A 14461-nucleotide genomic window follows, 5' to 3' on the forward strand; every position below is an offset into this window, starting at 1 on the left:
ACCCGCGCGTCTGTTCCCGACTTGATAGTCCGCCTCGACCACTATACTCATCGTGCTTTTCTCGATGAGCCGGTGAGGAGACGTCATGAGCGACAACGTTGATCTGCGCAAATATTCCTCTCAAGTGGTCGATGGCGTGGAACGCGCGCCCGGACGCTCCATGCTGCGCGCCGTGGGTTTCACCGACGAAGACTTCAAGAAACCGCAGATCGGCATCGCCTCCACGTGGGCGATGGTCACACCGTGCAACATGCACATCGACAAGTTGGCCGTCGAAGCCGAAAAAGGCGCGAATGCCGCCGGCGCCAAGGGCGTCATTTTCAATACCATCACCATTTCCGACGGCATCGCCAATGGCACCGAAGGCATGAAGTATTCGCTGGTGTCGCGCGAGGTGATCGCCGATTCCATTGAAGTGGTGGCCGGTTGCGAAGGCTTTGACGGGCTGGTGACGGTGGGCGGTTGCGACAAGAACATGCCGGGGTGCCTGATCGGCATGGCGCGGCTTAATCGTCCGTCGATCTTTGTCTATGGCGGCACTATTCGGCCGGGCGCCGGGCACACCGACATCATTTCGGTGTTTGAGGCCGTGGGCCAGCATGCGCGCGGGGACATCAACGAGATCCAGGTCAAGCAGATCGAGGAAGTGGCGATTCCCGGCCCCGGTTCCTGTGGCGGCATGTACACGGCCAACACCATGGCTTCCGCCATTGAAGCGTTGGGCATGAGCCTGCCGGGTTCCAGCTCTCAGGATGCGGTCGGCGACGATAAGGCGTCGGACAGTTTCCGCGCTGGCCAGCAGGTCATGGAGTTGCTCAAGCTGGACATCAAGCCGCGAGACATCATGACCCGCAAAGCCTTTGAAAATGCGATCCGCGTGGTGATCGCCCTCGCCGGCTCGACCAATGCCGTGCTGCATCTGTTGGCCATGGCGCATGCCGTAGACGTCGAGCTGACACTGGACGACTTCGTCGAGCTGGGCAAGGTCTCGCCGGTAGTGGCCGACCTGCGCCCCAGCGGCAACTACATGATGAGTGAACTGGTGGCCATCGGCGGTATCCAGCCGTTGATGAAGCGCATGCTCGCCGCCGGCATGTTGCACGGCGATGTGCTGACCGTCACCGGCAAGACCCTGGCTGAGAATCTGCAAAACGTGCCGGACTACCCCGAAGGTCAGGACGTGATTCTGCCCTTCGATCAACCGGTCAAAAAGGACTCCCATTTGGTGGTGCTGCGCGGCAACCTTTCACCCACCGGCGCCGTGGCCAAGATCACCGGCAAGGAAGGCCTGCGCTTTGAAGGCACCGCCCGTGTCTATCACGGCGAAGAAGGTGCGCTGGCCGGTATTCTCAATGGCGAAGTCAAGGCCGGCGATGTGATCGTGATCCGCTACGAAGGCCCCAAGGGCGGTCCCGGCATGCGCGAAATGCTTTCGCCGACATCGGCGGTCATGGGCAAGGGATTGGGCAAGGACGTGGCGCTGATTACCGACGGCCGTTTTTCCGGCGGCTCTCACGGTTTTGTCGTCGGCCATATCACCCCGGAAGCCTTTGAGGGCGGGCCGATTGCGTTGATCGAAGACGGCGACAAGATCACCATCGACGCCGAGACCCGGCAGATTAGCGTCGATGTTTCCGACGCCGAGCTGGCCGAACGCAAGACCCGCTGGGTACGCCCGGAATCCAAGTACAAACGCGGCGTGCTGGCCAAGTACGCGAAGACCGTGTCCAGCGCCTCCGAGGGCGCGGTCACGGATAAATACCTTTGACCCGTCGTTCTCCGTTGAATGTTCAGGCCCCTTCGCGGGCAAGCCCGCTCCCACAGGGTACATGTCGGACCTGAATGTTGTGATCGACGTGATACCTGTGGGAGCGGGCTTGCCCGCGAAGGGGCCTTGAAAAACACCGAAAATCTAACGACCGTACACCCACGTCACAACCGAAACCGACCCACCGACTGCGAAAGCTGCCCCGCCAGCGTCGACAAATCATCGGTCGTCGAAGCCGTCCGGCCAATCACCTTGCTGTTGTCTTCCGACATGCCGGCAATCATTTCCACCTGATGGGCAATTTCGTTGCTGGCCAGGCTCTGTTCGCCGATGGTGCGGGTGATGTCGTTGACCAGTTGCGTGGTGTTCAGCGTGGCTTCGAGGATTTCACGGATGGCGCGTTCGACGTCGGCGGTCACGGCCATGCCTTTGTCGACCTGCGCAACGCCCGCCTCCATGCTGGTCACTGCCTCGCGCGTGCTTTGCTGGATGCGTGCAACCATGGTGGCAATTTCCTGGGTGGAAGCGCTGGTGCGTCCGGCCAGGCTGCGGACTTCGTCGGCGACCACGGCAAACCCGCGGCCCTGTTCACCGGCGCGGGCGGCTTCGATGGCGGCGTTCAGCGCCAGCAGGTTGGTTTGGTCGGCGATGCCCTTGATCACCTGAATGATGCTGAAAATCCCTTCGGATTCCTTGTCCAGCGTGCGGATCACTTGCGCCGATTGCTGCGCCGAACGCGCGATGCCGTCCATGTCGTTGACCACTTGATGAATCACTCGGCCACCATCCTTGGCGAGTGCCTCGGCCTGGTTGGCCATGTTCAACGCCCGCTCGGCATGCCGGGTGATTTCCTCGATGCTCGCGGTCATTTCGCTGGCGGCGGCCGCCATGGTGCTCGCCGCCGCGCTCTGTTGCTGGCTGCTGCCGGCGACTTCGTGGCAGCCATCGCTCAATTGCGTGCTCATGCCGCTGACGCCATGGGCGTTGCTGCGCACGACCTCGATCATGCCGCGCAGGTCGCGTTGCATAGTGGCGAGGCTGCGAATCAACGCGCTGGCTTCGTCCTGGCTGGTAGGTTCGACAATCGGCTCGCTCAGGTTGCCATGGGCGATGCTGTCGGCGATGCGACTGGCGGTGCGCAACGGCCCCAGGATACTCAGAATCACCCAGCGTCCCTGGACCAGCAGCAATAACAGGCTGGCGATCAGCACAGCGCCGAGGGCAACGTTGGCGTTATGAATGGCGTGCGCAGTACCGGTACTGGTCTGTTGGGTGTTGGTTTCGATCAGCTCGCTGAGCGCCGCCATCTGCTCTTCCAGTTGGCTGAATACCGCACTGAAGGCGCCCAGGTCTTTTTGCGCCGCATCGGGATTTTCCAGCGCCAGACTGACGATGCGTTCTGCCGCACTGATGTAGGTGTCGAGGCTTGGCTTGACCTTGTTCAGGCCCGCTTTAATCGTGTCGTTGACCGGCAGCTTGAGGTTTTCACCGAGCACTTCACGAAAATGCGCCGCGTGTTCATCGATGGAGCTGCGCACCTCGGCTTTGGTGCTGGTGCTTTTGCCCAACCCGACCAGCATCGCCGACAGTACGTCAGCGCGTAATGCGTCGTGCATCATGTCGGCTTCAAGGTGATTGCGCAGCGCGGTCATGCTGACCTGGTTGTCATTCACCGCTTCAGCCATCTGGGTATTACCCAGATAGCTGACCAGGCTCATGATCAAGGCCGTGAGCAAGCCGGTGCCCATCAGCAACAGTAGACGTAATTTTATGGACACGGTGGCACCTCTCTCGGCACGTTGTCAGCGGGCTGGCGCCAACTGCAGATTGCTTTTCTGTAGAGGTTATCGACCGGTCCGGGCGGTTATTTAGCCTGGCGCCACACATTCCGTTTTTTACGACATGCGGTATGTCTTGGGCGCCGGCGACAGCTAAATGGCAGAAAAGAAGTACCGCGTCAGGTGAAAGAAAATCGGCGCGGCGAAGCAGATCGAATCCATCCTGTCGAGCATTCCGCCGTGTCCCTTGATCATGGTTCCCCAGTCCTTGGCGCTCAGGCTGCGTTTGATCGCCGACATGACCAGGCCACCCAGAAACCCCATCACCACAATGACAAACGACATCAGCAGTGATTGCCAAAAGTTGAAGGGGGTCATCCAGTACATGCAGCCGCCAATCAGCGTGGCTGACAGGCCGCCACCGACCAAACCTTCCACGGTTTTTGACGGGCTCACCAGCGGCGCTACCTTGTGCTTGCCGAAGAGTTTGCCGAACACGTACTGCAACACGTCGCTCAACTGCACCACGAACACCAGGTAAAACAGCAGCAGCGCGTTCTGGCCCTTGAACCCCTCCAGATCCAGAAGCAACAGCGCTGGCGCGTGGCTGATGCAGTAGATGCAAATCATCACGCCCCACTGGATCTTTGCCGTCCGTTCCAGGAAGCCTTCGGTGTCCTGGCTCAGCACGGCAATCGCCGGTAGCAACAAGAATGCATACACCGGGATCAGTAGCGTGAACATCGAATACCAATGCGTTCCGATCAAGATGTATTGCAACGGGATCAGGATGAAAAACGCCGAAAACAGCGCGTTATGATCGCCAAGCGTTGTCGGTGTCAGGGTAATGAATTCCCTGAGCGCGAACAGTGAAATGAAGCTGAACAGGACCACCGTCGCGTTGCCGCCCAGCAGGTAGGACACGAAGAAGATGATCACCATGCCCCACCAGGCGTTCACGCGCTGGTTGAGGTTTTCGATGGTCGAGACAGAGGCTTCCGTTTTCGCTCGATTGGCCAGCAGCCGACCGCAGAGTGAAGCAATGGCCAGCAAGCAGGCCAGCCCGAAAAAGAACCACAAGAACTTTGCTTCAAGACTCATTTGGACAGCCTCACTATGGCGTCACGCGCCCGCTCCAGGAACACCTGTTTTTCCTCGCCGGCAATCCTTTCCAGCGGGTTGCCGATGCGGATCGTGCAGATGATGGGCAGGGGTACGTGTTTGCCTTTGGGCATGGAGCGATGCAGGTTTTCCAGGTAGATGGGCACCAGGTCGACGTCGGGGAAGGTCTCGCCCAACCGGTAAAGACCCGATTTGAACGCCCCCGGCAGTGCCTGGCTGGATCGAGTGCCCTCTGGAAAGATGATGATCGAATGGCCGGCTTGCACCACTTCAAAAATGGGCGCCAGCGCGTTTTGGCCAGGCGCTGCCTGACGATCGATCAGCACGGCATTCAGCCCTTTCTGCGAGATGTACGACAAAAACCTGTTCTTCCCCCAGTAATCGGCGGCGGCGACCGGCTTCACGTTCAGACGGGCTTCGGGCGGCAGCGCAGCAATAATCGCCAGGGTGTCCATATGGCTGGTGTGATTGGCAAAATAGATTTTTTGCCGAGTGAGATCCGGCGGGCTCTCCCACCGTGCCGTGACGCCGATCAGGAATCGAAGAACAGAAATCAGTGCATTACTGATCCACATGGCGGGCATCCTTTAGCTGCCTGGACATTGCCAGCGTTCGCGTGACGCACGTTGCGGCTGATCCGATGGCGATGATGGACAGAACGGTCAACAGCACATAGTGAGTGCCATAAATGCTCGCTTCGATGGCATTCAGCAAAAGCCCCACCGTCATCACGGCCATCCGATGCTGCTTGGCCATCGGCCCCATGAAGCTCTGTTGCAGGCCGATGGAGCCGCCAAACACCCGGACATAGGCCGTCAATGCGGCGGCCAGGGCCGCAAACCATCCGAGGTCCGGATAGCCGATGGCATACCCGAGCCCGACGATCAGCAGGCTGTCGGCAATGCGGTCCGGAAACTCGTTGTAGAGACTGCCGATGGCGGATTGCTTGCCGCCCTCCATAGCGACCATCCCGTCGAAAAGGTTGCACAGCAGGCGCAACTGAATGCCGACCGCGCAGCAAATCGAGCCAACGACACCGCTATCAATATTCAGCGCCACAGCGCCAAAAAGCGCAAAAGCGATGCTGGCGACGGAGATCTGATTGGGGGAAATGTCTTTTTTCACCAGGATGGCGGTAACGCGTTTAGCCCAGCCCGCAGAGCGCGTCTTGATCGGCCTTCTGTTTTCATCCATGTGCCAATGTCCCTATCAAGGGTGAAGTACTGAAGATGCAGTGTAGTGGCGAGTCGAGCGTTCAGTGCAACCCTGACAAAGGAACCTGCGAATTGATGTCAGACGCTTCCTGAAGTGCGCTGATGAGCTGCTGACAACGCTTGAAGGGTCAGCGCGTTGCTCACGGCAAAACCGCTGGCGGTGTTATCGAAAATGCACCATGTGTCGATGCCCGCGCGGGCCGATGTGTGGACTTGCTCAGCCTGCGCCTGCAGCCGGCTTGGGTCATAGTCGCTGTGGTAAATACGCGGCGAGCCATGCAGGCGCCAGTAATGAATTCCCGACCAGCCGCCCGGAGATCCTCCTCCGCGAATCGGCGAAGGATCAGCCGCGACCCGACCGATTTTCTGCTCGATCAATAAAGCGTCCGCGCTCAGCCAGGACGCGTGCCGAGGCTCAAGCACCACCGCTCCTGCATAACGCTGGCGTAACGCCTGGAAAAAAGCTGTGGCGATCGCTTCGTCATAGACCAGTGACGGCGGCAATTGAACCAGCAGGCAACCCAACGAATCCCCCAACGCCGTGCACTGGGCAAGAAATTCGTCCAGCAATAGCTCGCAGCCCTGCAAACGCTGCACATGGGTAATGACCTTGGGCACCTTGACCGAAAAACGAAAGGACGTTGGCACCGACTGCGCCCAGCGAAAATAGGTGTGTGGCCGATGCGGGCGATAAAACGAGCTGTTGATTTCAACCGCCGTCAATTGCGACGCATACCGTTGCAGGTGTGTGCCGTGGCCGGTAAACAGCGGCCAGTATTCACGCGGCAGATTCCAGCCGGCACACCCTACGTAAACCGCTGACATCTGATGTCCCCCCTTCTCCGTCCCGGACCTGAACGTTGGAGAAAAATCTTGCTGCGCAAGTTCGTTTTTCTTGAATCTCATGCTAGGTTGTACGACGACCTACAACAACAAGGAAACACCATGAAAAAAGTCAAATTGCTGGTTGGTTTTCTCTGCCTCTTCAGCGGCTACGTCGCCGCCACCCCGGCTTCGGCGGACAAGGATGTCGCGCAAGCCGTCGACCATCTGACCCAGGCGATGCTGCACAAGAACATCCCCGAGCTCCAATCGCTGACCGCCCCGAACCTGACCTACGGGCATTCCAGCGGGAAGATCCAGGACAAGAAAGCGTTCATTGCCGATATCGAAACCGGCGCAAGTGCGTTCAAGACACTTGAGATGCAGAACCAGACCATCACCGTTTCAGGCGACGTCGCGCTGGTTCGCAACCACTTCTCGGCACAAGCGCTCAAGGGCACCGAAGTGATTCCAACCGAAATCGAGAACTTCCAGATTTGGCAAAAACAGAAAGGCAAATGGTTACTCGTAGGACGACAAGCGTTCAAGTTCTGATCGTGGCGTAAACAAGGGGACGGGTTGATTGAGAAGTCACCGGTCCCCTTCTCTGCTCATTTCCACACGCTCGATTCTTTGCGCCCTACGATATCCCCCGCCGCTTTTGCCGGTTTCCTGCAAAGTGAAACCACCCGCAGACTGATAAACGATTACCTCGCTTTAATCGGAGCGCTGGCTGACGGGGAAGTCGACCCCGAAAAATGTATGCTTCGGGGCGGCAATGTCTGCCGGTTCAAACGCCTGCCCGTCGTAAAAACGGCCACCGAGCCTGATAACTCTTGGCCTTCTGATCAAACAAATCAGGCTGATGATTGAGCGGGTTGATACGCAACAGCCCTGCTTCGACGTCACTCAAACCGTAAGGCGCATACACCTCGCCGGTCGCCACCTCCAGACCGATACACGTCCCCGCAATCAAGTACCGATCGATGCCATCCCTTGCTGACTGGAGTTTGGGATAGGCCCGGCCAAATCGCTGCCCGTACCACAGGTGAACCCGCGCCTGGTTCTTGATTTCGATGTCCACATCGAGGTCGTGGAAGAGTCTGCGCGTGGCGATGATCACTTCGTTCTCGGCTTCCCACGACTCGTCTTCATCAAAGTAAAAAACGTCGTAGTCCTTGATGCCCCACTCCGTGGGACGGCCGGACTGATGATTCCAGACCGCCTGAAAAAGGCAGCCCGCCGTCAACAGGCATTGGTTCAGGTCGAGTGAAGGCAAGCGCCGGACCAGCTCGGCGTTGACCGGGTTGGTCATGGCGATCTCGGTTAGCGTCTCGGCCGTCAATGTCATGCGCTCTCCTTGAGGGGGTGTTTGCGACGGTCTTACCCTACCGGCGATCCAGCGGCCACTACAAGTTCGCTGCTCACGAAAGCGTATGTTCAGTTATATCCACGTTGTATGTGCCGACGTCTTCGCGAGCAAGCTCTGCTCCTACAGGTGATGTTCGGTCAGGTATTGGTTTTTAGCTTGGTCCACAGGCGAGTGCTCAGGCGCGCGATAGCGGCGGGCAGATCCTCAACGGTAAACAACTTGTCCATCACGTTTTTCGGCGGGTAAATCGCCAGGTCCTGCTTCACCGCCGGCGTGACAAACTCATCCGCTGCGCTGTTGGGGTTGGCGTAATGGATGCTGTTGCTGATGTCGGCGATGACCTGAGGGTTCAACAGGTAATTCATGTACGCATAAGCATTCTTCTCATGCGGCGCGCTCTTGGGCATGACCACCATATCGAGCCAAAGGGTCGATCCTTCGTCAGGAATCGAATAGGCGATCTCGATCCCGTTCTTGGCTTCCTTGGCACTGGCGGCGGCTTGCACAATGTCGCCGTTGAAGCCGATCACCGCGCAGACATTGCCGTTGGCCAGATCGCTGATGTACTTGGAGGCGTGAAAATATTGGACGTAAGGGCGGATTTTCAGCAGCGCCTGCTCGGCTTTCTTATAGTCCGCTGGCTCATGGCTATGGGGCGGCAGTCCGAGGTAATTGAGGGTAATCGGCAGGATCTGCGTCGGGTTGTCGATAATCGCCACGCCACATTCACTCAGCTTCTTGATGTTGGCCTCATCAAAAAACAGGCTCCAGGAATGGGTGACATCGGTGTTGCCGAAGATCGCTTTGATTTTTTCGACGTTGTAGCCAATCCCCGCCGTGCCCCACATGTACGGATAGCCGTACTGGTTGCCGGGGTCGTTGACCTCGAGTTTTTTCAGCAACGCCGGGTCAAGGTTTTTCCAGTTGGGCAGCTGGCTCTTGTCCAGCTTCTGAATCGCCCCGGCCTTGATCAATCGAGATAGAAAATGGTTCGACGGACTGACCACGTCATAACCGGTATTGCCGGTCATCAGTTTTGATTCGAGGACTTCGTTGCTGTCGTGAATGTCGTACGTCGCCTTGATCCCCGTTTCCTGGGTGAAGTGGGTCAAGGTATCGTCGGCGATGTAGCCGTTCCAGTTGGAAATATTGACGACTTCGTCCGCGTAACTGACTGCCGAAAACGACGCGAGCAAGACCGTCAGGGAAAGTTTATTGGCGTGCATGTTCAATCACCTTTTTAGGAGCTTTTATTCTTTTGGGGCTTTTTCTTTTGAGGGTGTCTAGATTTCTGTTCTGGCCCTGGCCGCCTCCACGCGCATTCGAAGCATGGCACCGATATCGAGCAAGGGTTTGGGCGGGAGCCAGCCCGGCTGCGCCCTGTGCATCACCGAACGCAAGATGGGCGAACTGGCGCCCGAGGCCATTTCAGCCAGCAGGCGTCCCCACAGCGTGCCGCGCGCGACGCCCGAACCGTTGCATCCGGCCACGGCGAACAGGCCCTCCTCGACCTTGGCAAAATACGGTTGCCCGGTGCGTGAGGCGCTCAAGTGGCCGGTCCAGGTGTACTGAATATCCTGCTCGGTCAGCGACGGAAAACGCCGCTGCAAACCGAGCACGTGGTGTTGGCGACGGAGCAAGAGCTCGCTGTTGGACAAATCCCTGGAGCGGTACTCCGCGGTGTTGCGGATCATCACGCGACGATCCGGGGTCAGTCGCACCGTTGCGCCAAGCGGCCGGGTGGATAGCACGCCCCAGGGCTCCACACTGCCAAGGGCCTGGAATTCCTCATCGCTGAGCGGCCGTGTGAGGCTGGCGCTGAGTTCCATCGGGAAGGTGCCGCTGTCATCGATCCCCGCACGCGGGATGAACGCGTTCAGGCACACCAACACCTGCTTCGCCTCAATACACCCATCAATGCCGTTCGCACGAATGCGCCCTTTGTCCAAGCGCTCCAGGCCGGTGATCTCGGTGTTTTCATAGAGCGTCACGCCGTCCGGCAGCGCATTGAGCAGGCCCTTCACGTACTTCGCCGGTTGCAGCAGTGCGTTGCCGTTGCCGCACCAGATCGCAGCCTGGTAATGCCGGGTTCCGAGTTTTTGAATCAGCTGTTCGCCTTGTAGAAAGTGCGCAGAAGCCCCGACGGCTTTGAGCGTCGCCAGTTTTTCCTCGACATGCGTCAGCTTGGCCGGGTCGCTAACGGCGAAGTAATACCCGGAATCGCGGAAGTCGCACTCGATGCCGTGCCGCGCGATGCGCTGACGCACCTCGTCGCTGGCCGCGCGTGAAATCGAGGTATCCACTTCATAACCGGCGAAACCCGAATGGCCCAGAAGCTCATCAGTGGCCGGGTGTTCGTGACCCACCACGAACCCTGAATTACGCGCCGAGGCCCCTTGCGCCGCGCGCTGCCGGTCGACGACTACGATGCGTGCCTGAGGGTGCATTTCAGCGAGCGAATGTGCGGCAGAAAGGCCGGTGATGCCGGCACCGATGACCAGCCAATCGGCTGTTTGCGGGCCGCTCAGGCGATCACGAACGGGCGCACTGCCCGCCTGCGCAATCCAGCCACATACGTTTTCCATGGGTCACCTCATTTGACTGTCGTTCCGCGAGCCATCCCAGTTCAGAGCTGCATGCAACATTTGCATGAGTGGTTTGAGATGACGGTTTCCAGATCTAGAATCTATAAGGTCTGTGGTGTTACAACCAACGTTATAAAATCATCGAGATATTCTGAAAACGCATGGATAAAATTCGCCACGTACCGTCTCTTCAGGCTATGCAGGCCTTGGTGGAAGTCGCTGATTCAGGCAGCTTCACCCAAGCGGCGCAAAAGCTCTGCCTGACCCAAAGCGCCGTGAGTCGGCAAATCCAGCAGTTGGAGAGTCACTTCGGCGTGCCGCTGTTCGTCAGGAGCAGTCGCAGTATTCGACTGACCCCGGAAGGCGAACAGGTGCTTGCCAGCGCGCGCAATATCCTTGAGCAATTGAAGGCACTCGAGGATCGGCTTAATCCGCAGAATCGCCCTTTCCGCATTCGCATGCATGTGTCACTCGCGGTTCGTTGGTTGCTGCCCAAACTGAGCGATTTCTACCGGCGTCACCCGGACATTTCCCTTGCGATCGAAACCGTGGCGACGGAAATCGTCGAGCCGGCCAGCGACAGCGACGCCTACATTCTTTATCTGCCTGAACCGTCCAGTGATCCGGATTGCCTGACCTTGTTCGAGGAAGCGCTGGTGCCGGTGTGCGCCCCGGGCCTGGCCAGTTCAACCCGGCCATTGGCGTCAGTGGACGACCTTGTTGGCTTCGCGTTGCTCCACCGCTCGGCGGACAAGCAAGCCTGGATTGACTGGCTGGCGGCCAATGACGGCAAGCCGCTGGAGGACTACCGGCACATCCCCTTCAACCTTGACGAACTGGCACTCGATGCGGCGGCGCGCGGCCTGGGCGTGGCCGTCACTGACCTGACGCTGGCCGAAGAATCCATCGATCGAGGCGTGCTTGTCGTTCCGTTCGGCCAGCCGTTGAAGACGGGCGGAGTCTATTCGCTGTGCCCACAACCCTCGGCCACCTCGCACCCGGCGTGTTCGCTGATCCTGCAATGGTTCGCCGACCAGGCCGAAGAAAATCTCCTGTAGCAGCTGGCGAAGCCTGCGTTCGGCTGCGCAGCAGTCGTAAACCCTGAACACGCGGTATTGCTGTTACACCGCATTGCCTGACTTCACGACTGCTACGCAGCCGAACGCAGGCTTCGCCAGCTGCTACAAGGCTCGTGTTTTGGCTTGACGGGTCAGGCAGGCGTCACAGACAGATACATTCTTTTGGAGCCCGAGGTTCGGCACGCTCGGTTTGGCTGACTATTCTAAAAACCATCGTCCTGCAACAGGAGAACCGTGTCATGAACCTCATGCTCAAGGGCATTGCAGTGTCATTGCTACTGGTTGCCACGGCGGCATTCGCACATCACGGCTGGAGTGAGTACGACTCAAGCAAACCCTTGCAATTGACCGGCACGATAGAGGAATCCGGCTACTCGCACCCGCACGGCTTCGTCAACCTCAAGACAGACGACAAGACCTGGAACGTGGTGCTGGCGCCGCCATCGCGCATGGAGAACCGTGGCCTTTCAAAAGAGATGCTGGCGGTCGGCAGTCAGGCCACCGTGGTCGGCTATCAGAATCGCAACAAACCCGATGAGCTGCGGGCAGAACGCATCACCGTTGCCGGCAAAACCACCGAGTTGCGCTGATGGATACCACGACGACCAGTGGACCGGGTTCGACAAGCTGGCTGGACTGGATGAATGACTCGCCTCTTGGCGCCGCCATGCGCGGCGAGCTGTGGCTTTATCCGATGGTCGAGGTGGTGCACATCATTGGCTTCATCGTGCTGGTCGGCTCGGTGATCATGTTCGATCTGCGGGTGCTCGGGTTGTCCAAGGATATTCAGGTGAAAGCGCTGGCCCGCCACTTGCTGACCTGGTCCATCGCGGCCCTGCTGTTCATCGTGCCTGCCGGGCTGATGATGTTTTCAGCCCATCCCCATGACTTCGCCTCCAACGATATTTTTATCTTGAAGCTGTGCCTGATCGCTACGGCGGGCCTCAACGCCGTGCTTTTCCACGTGGGGGTGTACCGCTCCGTCGCGCAGTGGAATACCGGCACCGCGGCGCCTGGCGTGGCAAAACTCCAGGCACTGTTTTCGATGGCGTTATGGGTCAGCGTGGTGCTGTGCGGCCGACTGTTGGCCTACACCTGACGGGGTATTTTGCAGCGCTACGTGCCGCCGCCCACGCCTTCTATCGCCTTGGCAAAAGCGGCTCCAGCCTCGCGAACCAGCTTGCGCCATTCAGCGGCGTTAATAAGGCCTTTGCGCTCCATCTCATCGGCGGCCTTGAGCAGTTCGTCGTACTGTTCTTCAGCATCCATGCGGATTTCCGGCTCATTAAGGAGCTGATACCAGGCAGCCAAGGCCTGTTCTTTTTGATCATCATTCATGGCCAGACTTCCAAAGGATTGTGCTCATTTGGAAGGTCGGCGCTGTATAGCCGTTCCTCGGTCCCGACGTACGGCGATGATTACAAACATGTCATTGAGTTGTCAGCGTAGCCAGCACCCTCGCTTCATACAGTGAAGTCGTCAGTCACCCACACCGGGTGACACGCCACCTACTGATGATGACAAGGGTCGACACCATGAAACCAATAAGCAAACTCTGCCTGATCGCCGCCAGCCTGTTCATGTTGGGCAGCGGTTCCGCCATGGCCAGCGACATCGCGCCGGTCAAGGCCAACAACGTCGTGCTGGTGCACGGATCGTGGGCCGATGGCTCCAGCTGGTCGGAGGTAATTTCGCGGTTGCAGGCTGCCGGCCTGCACGTGACCGCCGTGCAAAACCCGTTGACCTCGGTCGCCGACGACGTCGCCGCCACCCAGCGCGTGCTCAATCAACAGGACGGCCCGACTGTGCTGGTCGGCCACTCCTACGCCGGCACCGTGGTCAGTGAGGCCGGGGTCAATCCAAAGGTCAGTTCGCTGGTGTACGTTGCGGCACGAGCACCGGATGCAGGCGAAGACTTCGTCGCGCTGTCGGCCAAGTACCCGACCATGCCCGTGCGCGCCGGCACTGAAGAACACGACGGCTTTATCAGCCTGAAGCAAGACGCCTTCCTCAAGTACTTCGCCAGTGACGTGCCCCACGACAAAGCGATGGAGCTGTTCGCCGTCCAGCAACCGATCGCCAAAACCCTGTTCACCGACCGCACCACCGCTGCGGCGTGGCACACCAAGCCGTCGTGGTACGCGGTCTCCAGCCTCGACCAGACGATCAACCCGGACCTGGAACGCTTCCTCGCCAAGCGCATGGGCGCGACCACCATCGAGTTGCCGTCGAGCCACTTGTCCCTGGTGTCCCATTCCAGGGAAATCGCCGACCTGATCCTAGAAGCCGCCGGTCGCCAGCCATAACGCCCGCGCCGTTTCATTACAAACTTGTCATTGAACTGTTGGTCGGCTGTCCGGATCGCCTGGTTAACCTGAACTCACTGCCAGGCAACACCTTCCGGCAGCCCACCGCCCCAGATTGGAGAACCTCATCATGAAACTGTTAATCCTCGGTTTTGCCGCCCTCCTTGCCACCGGTTCGGCGTTTGCCGATACCCCGGCCGCACCACCCATCATCCACGACAAAACCGGTTTCTTCGTCCACCTCGACGTCGCCAAAGAGCTGTCCAGTACCGACATCTCACAAGAATGTGGCATCGTCCCCGCACGGTTCAATTACCTCGATCATCAAGGTCGCGAGCATCAGCTGGATTACCAGGTCCAGGGCATGGGCTGCATCAATGATCATTGATTCGACAACCGTACTTGCAACCGATCG

The 14461-nt window shown here is 58.8% G+C and carries 16 protein-coding genes and 2 pseudogenes; 8 read left to right on the forward strand and 10 right to left on the reverse strand.

The genetic code is table 11. The features are described from left to right. Positions 1–85: 85 nt before the first annotated feature. Positions 86–1768 carry a dihydroxy-acid dehydratase gene (gene ilvD / locus ACA057_RS18945; RefSeq protein WP_497341294.1) on the forward strand — a complete coding sequence of 561 codons (1683 nt, stop codon included), beginning with the start codon at positions 86–88 and terminating at the stop codon, positions 1766–1768. 164 nt (positions 1769–1932) lie between these two features. Here the strand turns inward: ilvD and ACA057_RS18950 are convergent, their stop codons facing one another. The 6 genes and pseudogenes from ACA057_RS18950 to ACA057_RS18975 all read right to left on the reverse strand — a co-directional run bounded on the left by ACA057_RS18950 (position 1933) and on the right by ACA057_RS18975 (position 6707). After that, positions 1933–2796: a methyl-accepting chemotaxis protein gene (locus ACA057_RS18950; protein ID WP_497349958.1), complete on the reverse strand. Its 864-nt coding sequence runs from the start codon at positions 2794–2796 to the stop codon at positions 1933–1935. Beyond that, positions 2791–3546: pseudogene (locus ACA057_RS18955) on the reverse strand (MCP four helix bundle domain-containing protein); the annotation flags it as partial. The gene ACA057_RS18950 and the pseudogene ACA057_RS18955, both read right to left, overlap by 6 nt. A gap of 153 nt (positions 3547–3699) precedes the next feature. Further along, complete coding sequence (locus ACA057_RS18960; RefSeq protein WP_497341296.1) at positions 3700–4647, reverse strand: phosphatidate cytidylyltransferase; 948 nt, start codon at positions 4645–4647, stop codon at positions 3700–3702. After that, on the reverse strand, positions 4644–5243 hold the full coding sequence (locus ACA057_RS18965) for a lysophospholipid acyltransferase family protein (protein WP_497341298.1): 600 nt from the start codon (positions 5241–5243) through the stop codon (positions 4644–4646). The genes ACA057_RS18960 and ACA057_RS18965 overlap by 4 nt, the downstream gene beginning before the upstream one ends. Continuing rightward, positions 5230–5862: a CDP-alcohol phosphatidyltransferase family protein gene (locus ACA057_RS18970; protein ID WP_497341300.1), complete on the reverse strand. Its 633-nt coding sequence runs from the start codon at positions 5860–5862 to the stop codon at positions 5230–5232. Before ACA057_RS18970 ends, ACA057_RS18965 begins: the two co-directional genes overlap by 14 nt. A gap of 98 nt (positions 5863–5960) precedes the next feature. Continuing rightward, a complete protein-coding gene (locus tag ACA057_RS18975) occupies positions 5961–6707 on the reverse strand; it encodes a DUF72 domain-containing protein (protein WP_497341302.1) in 747 nt (248 codons plus the stop codon). 120 nt (positions 6708–6827) lie between these two features. Between ACA057_RS18975 and ACA057_RS18980 the strand changes: the two genes are divergently transcribed. Together ACA057_RS18980 and ACA057_RS18985 are read left to right on the forward strand one after the other, a co-directional pair. Further along, the gene (locus ACA057_RS18980; RefSeq protein ID WP_401355722.1) at positions 6828–7259 is read left to right on the forward strand and encodes a nuclear transport factor 2 family protein; all 432 of its coding nucleotides are present in this window, start codon (positions 6828–6830) and stop codon (positions 7257–7259) included. A gap of 156 nt (positions 7260–7415) precedes the next feature. Further along, positions 7416–7508: pseudogene (locus ACA057_RS18985) on the forward strand (helix-turn-helix transcriptional regulator); the annotation flags it as partial. Here ACA057_RS18985 and ACA057_RS18990 read toward each other — a convergent pair. The 3 genes from ACA057_RS18990 to ACA057_RS19000 form a co-directional block, all read right to left on the reverse strand. Next, entirely contained in the window at positions 7495–8055 is a 561-nt protein-coding gene (locus ACA057_RS18990; protein WP_497341304.1) for a nucleotidyltransferase family protein, read from the reverse strand. The pseudogene ACA057_RS18985 and the gene ACA057_RS18990 sit on opposite strands and share 14 nt — an antisense overlap. A gap of 158 nt (positions 8056–8213) precedes the next feature. Beyond that, a complete protein-coding gene (locus ACA057_RS18995; RefSeq protein WP_497341306.1) occupies positions 8214–9302 on the reverse strand; it encodes a polyamine ABC transporter substrate-binding protein in 1089 nt (362 codons plus the stop codon). A gap of 57 nt (positions 9303–9359) precedes the next feature. Then, positions 9360–10661 carry an NAD(P)/FAD-dependent oxidoreductase gene (locus tag ACA057_RS19000; RefSeq protein ID WP_497341308.1) on the reverse strand — a complete coding sequence of 434 codons (1302 nt, stop codon included), beginning with the start codon at positions 10659–10661 and terminating at the stop codon, positions 9360–9362. 161 nt (positions 10662–10822) lie between these two features. Here ACA057_RS19000 and ACA057_RS19005 point away from each other — a divergent pair, with 161 nt between their 5' ends. The 3 genes from ACA057_RS19005 (at position 10823) to ACA057_RS19015 (ending at position 12839) form a co-directional block, all read left to right on the forward strand. Then, complete coding sequence (locus ACA057_RS19005; RefSeq protein ID WP_497341310.1) at positions 10823–11719, forward strand: LysR family transcriptional regulator; 897 nt, start codon at positions 10823–10825, stop codon at positions 11717–11719. A gap of 260 nt (positions 11720–11979) precedes the next feature. Beyond that, positions 11980–12330: a DUF6152 family protein gene (locus tag ACA057_RS19010; RefSeq protein ID WP_497341312.1), complete on the forward strand. Its 351-nt coding sequence runs from the start codon at positions 11980–11982 to the stop codon at positions 12328–12330. Next, positions 12330–12839 (forward strand): DUF6644 family protein, encoded by a 510-nt coding sequence (locus ACA057_RS19015; protein ID WP_497341314.1) that lies wholly within the window; start codon positions 12330–12332, stop codon positions 12837–12839. The genes ACA057_RS19010 and ACA057_RS19015 overlap by 1 nt, the downstream gene beginning before the upstream one ends. A 17-nt stretch (positions 12840–12856) precedes the next feature. On the opposite strand, the gene ACA057_RS19020 is transcribed toward ACA057_RS19015, so the two are convergent. Next, positions 12857–13078 carry a hypothetical protein gene (locus tag ACA057_RS19020; protein ID WP_497341316.1) on the reverse strand — a complete coding sequence of 74 codons (222 nt, stop codon included), beginning with the start codon at positions 13076–13078 and terminating at the stop codon, positions 12857–12859. Positions 13079–13275: 197 nt separating this feature from the next. Between ACA057_RS19020 and ACA057_RS19025 the strand changes: the two genes are divergently transcribed. Then, complete coding sequence (locus tag ACA057_RS19025; protein WP_497341318.1) at positions 13276–14046, forward strand: alpha/beta hydrolase; 771 nt, start codon at positions 13276–13278, stop codon at positions 14044–14046. A 130-nt stretch (positions 14047–14176) separates the two neighbouring features. Further along, the gene (locus ACA057_RS19030; RefSeq protein WP_401364315.1) at positions 14177–14434 is read left to right on the forward strand and encodes a DUF2790 domain-containing protein; all 258 of its coding nucleotides are present in this window, start codon (positions 14177–14179) and stop codon (positions 14432–14434) included. Positions 14435–14461 lie beyond the last annotated feature (27 nt).

The organism is Pseudomonas sp. LBUM1661, assembly GCF_059695925.1.

What these genes read in the sequence shown, in the direction of transcription:
- ilvD (WP_497341294.1), top strand. Translation starts at nt 86, where the DNA reads ATGAGCGACAACGTTGATCTGCGCAAATATTCCTCTCAAGTGGTCGAT.
- ACA057_RS18950 (WP_497349958.1), bottom strand. Translation starts at nt 2,796, where the DNA reads ATGCAACGCGACCTGCGCGGCATGATCGAGGTCGTGCGCAGCAACGCC.
- ACA057_RS18960 (WP_497341296.1), bottom strand. Translation starts at nt 4,647, where the DNA reads ATGAGTCTTGAAGCAAAGTTCTTGTGGTTCTTTTTCGGGCTGGCCTGC.
- ACA057_RS18965 (WP_497341298.1), bottom strand. Translation starts at nt 5,243, where the DNA reads ATGTGGATCAGTAATGCACTGATTTCTGTTCTTCGATTCCTGATCGGC.
- ACA057_RS18970 (WP_497341300.1), bottom strand. Translation starts at nt 5,862, where the DNA reads ATGGATGAAAACAGAAGGCCGATCAAGACGCGCTCTGCGGGCTGGGCT.
- ACA057_RS18975 (WP_497341302.1), bottom strand. Translation starts at nt 6,707, where the DNA reads ATGTCAGCGGTTTACGTAGGGTGTGCCGGCTGGAATCTGCCGCGTGAA.
- ACA057_RS18980 (WP_401355722.1), top strand. Translation starts at nt 6,828, where the DNA reads ATGAAAAAAGTCAAATTGCTGGTTGGTTTTCTCTGCCTCTTCAGCGGC.
- ACA057_RS18990 (WP_497341304.1), bottom strand. Translation starts at nt 8,055, where the DNA reads ATGACATTGACGGCCGAGACGCTAACCGAGATCGCCATGACCAACCCG.
- ACA057_RS18995 (WP_497341306.1), bottom strand. Translation starts at nt 9,302, where the DNA reads ATGCACGCCAATAAACTTTCCCTGACGGTCTTGCTCGCGTCGTTTTCG.
- ACA057_RS19000 (WP_497341308.1), bottom strand. Translation starts at nt 10,661, where the DNA reads ATGGAAAACGTATGTGGCTGGATTGCGCAGGCGGGCAGTGCGCCCGTT.
- ACA057_RS19005 (WP_497341310.1), top strand. Translation starts at nt 10,823, where the DNA reads ATGGATAAAATTCGCCACGTACCGTCTCTTCAGGCTATGCAGGCCTTG.
- ACA057_RS19010 (WP_497341312.1), top strand. Translation starts at nt 11,980, where the DNA reads ATGAACCTCATGCTCAAGGGCATTGCAGTGTCATTGCTACTGGTTGCC.
- ACA057_RS19015 (WP_497341314.1), top strand. Translation starts at nt 12,330, where the DNA reads ATGGATACCACGACGACCAGTGGACCGGGTTCGACAAGCTGGCTGGAC.
- ACA057_RS19020 (WP_497341316.1), bottom strand. Translation starts at nt 13,078, where the DNA reads ATGAATGATGATCAAAAAGAACAGGCCTTGGCTGCCTGGTATCAGCTC.
- ACA057_RS19025 (WP_497341318.1), top strand. Translation starts at nt 13,276, where the DNA reads ATGAAACCAATAAGCAAACTCTGCCTGATCGCCGCCAGCCTGTTCATG.
- ACA057_RS19030 (WP_401364315.1), top strand. Translation starts at nt 14,177, where the DNA reads ATGAAACTGTTAATCCTCGGTTTTGCCGCCCTCCTTGCCACCGGTTCG.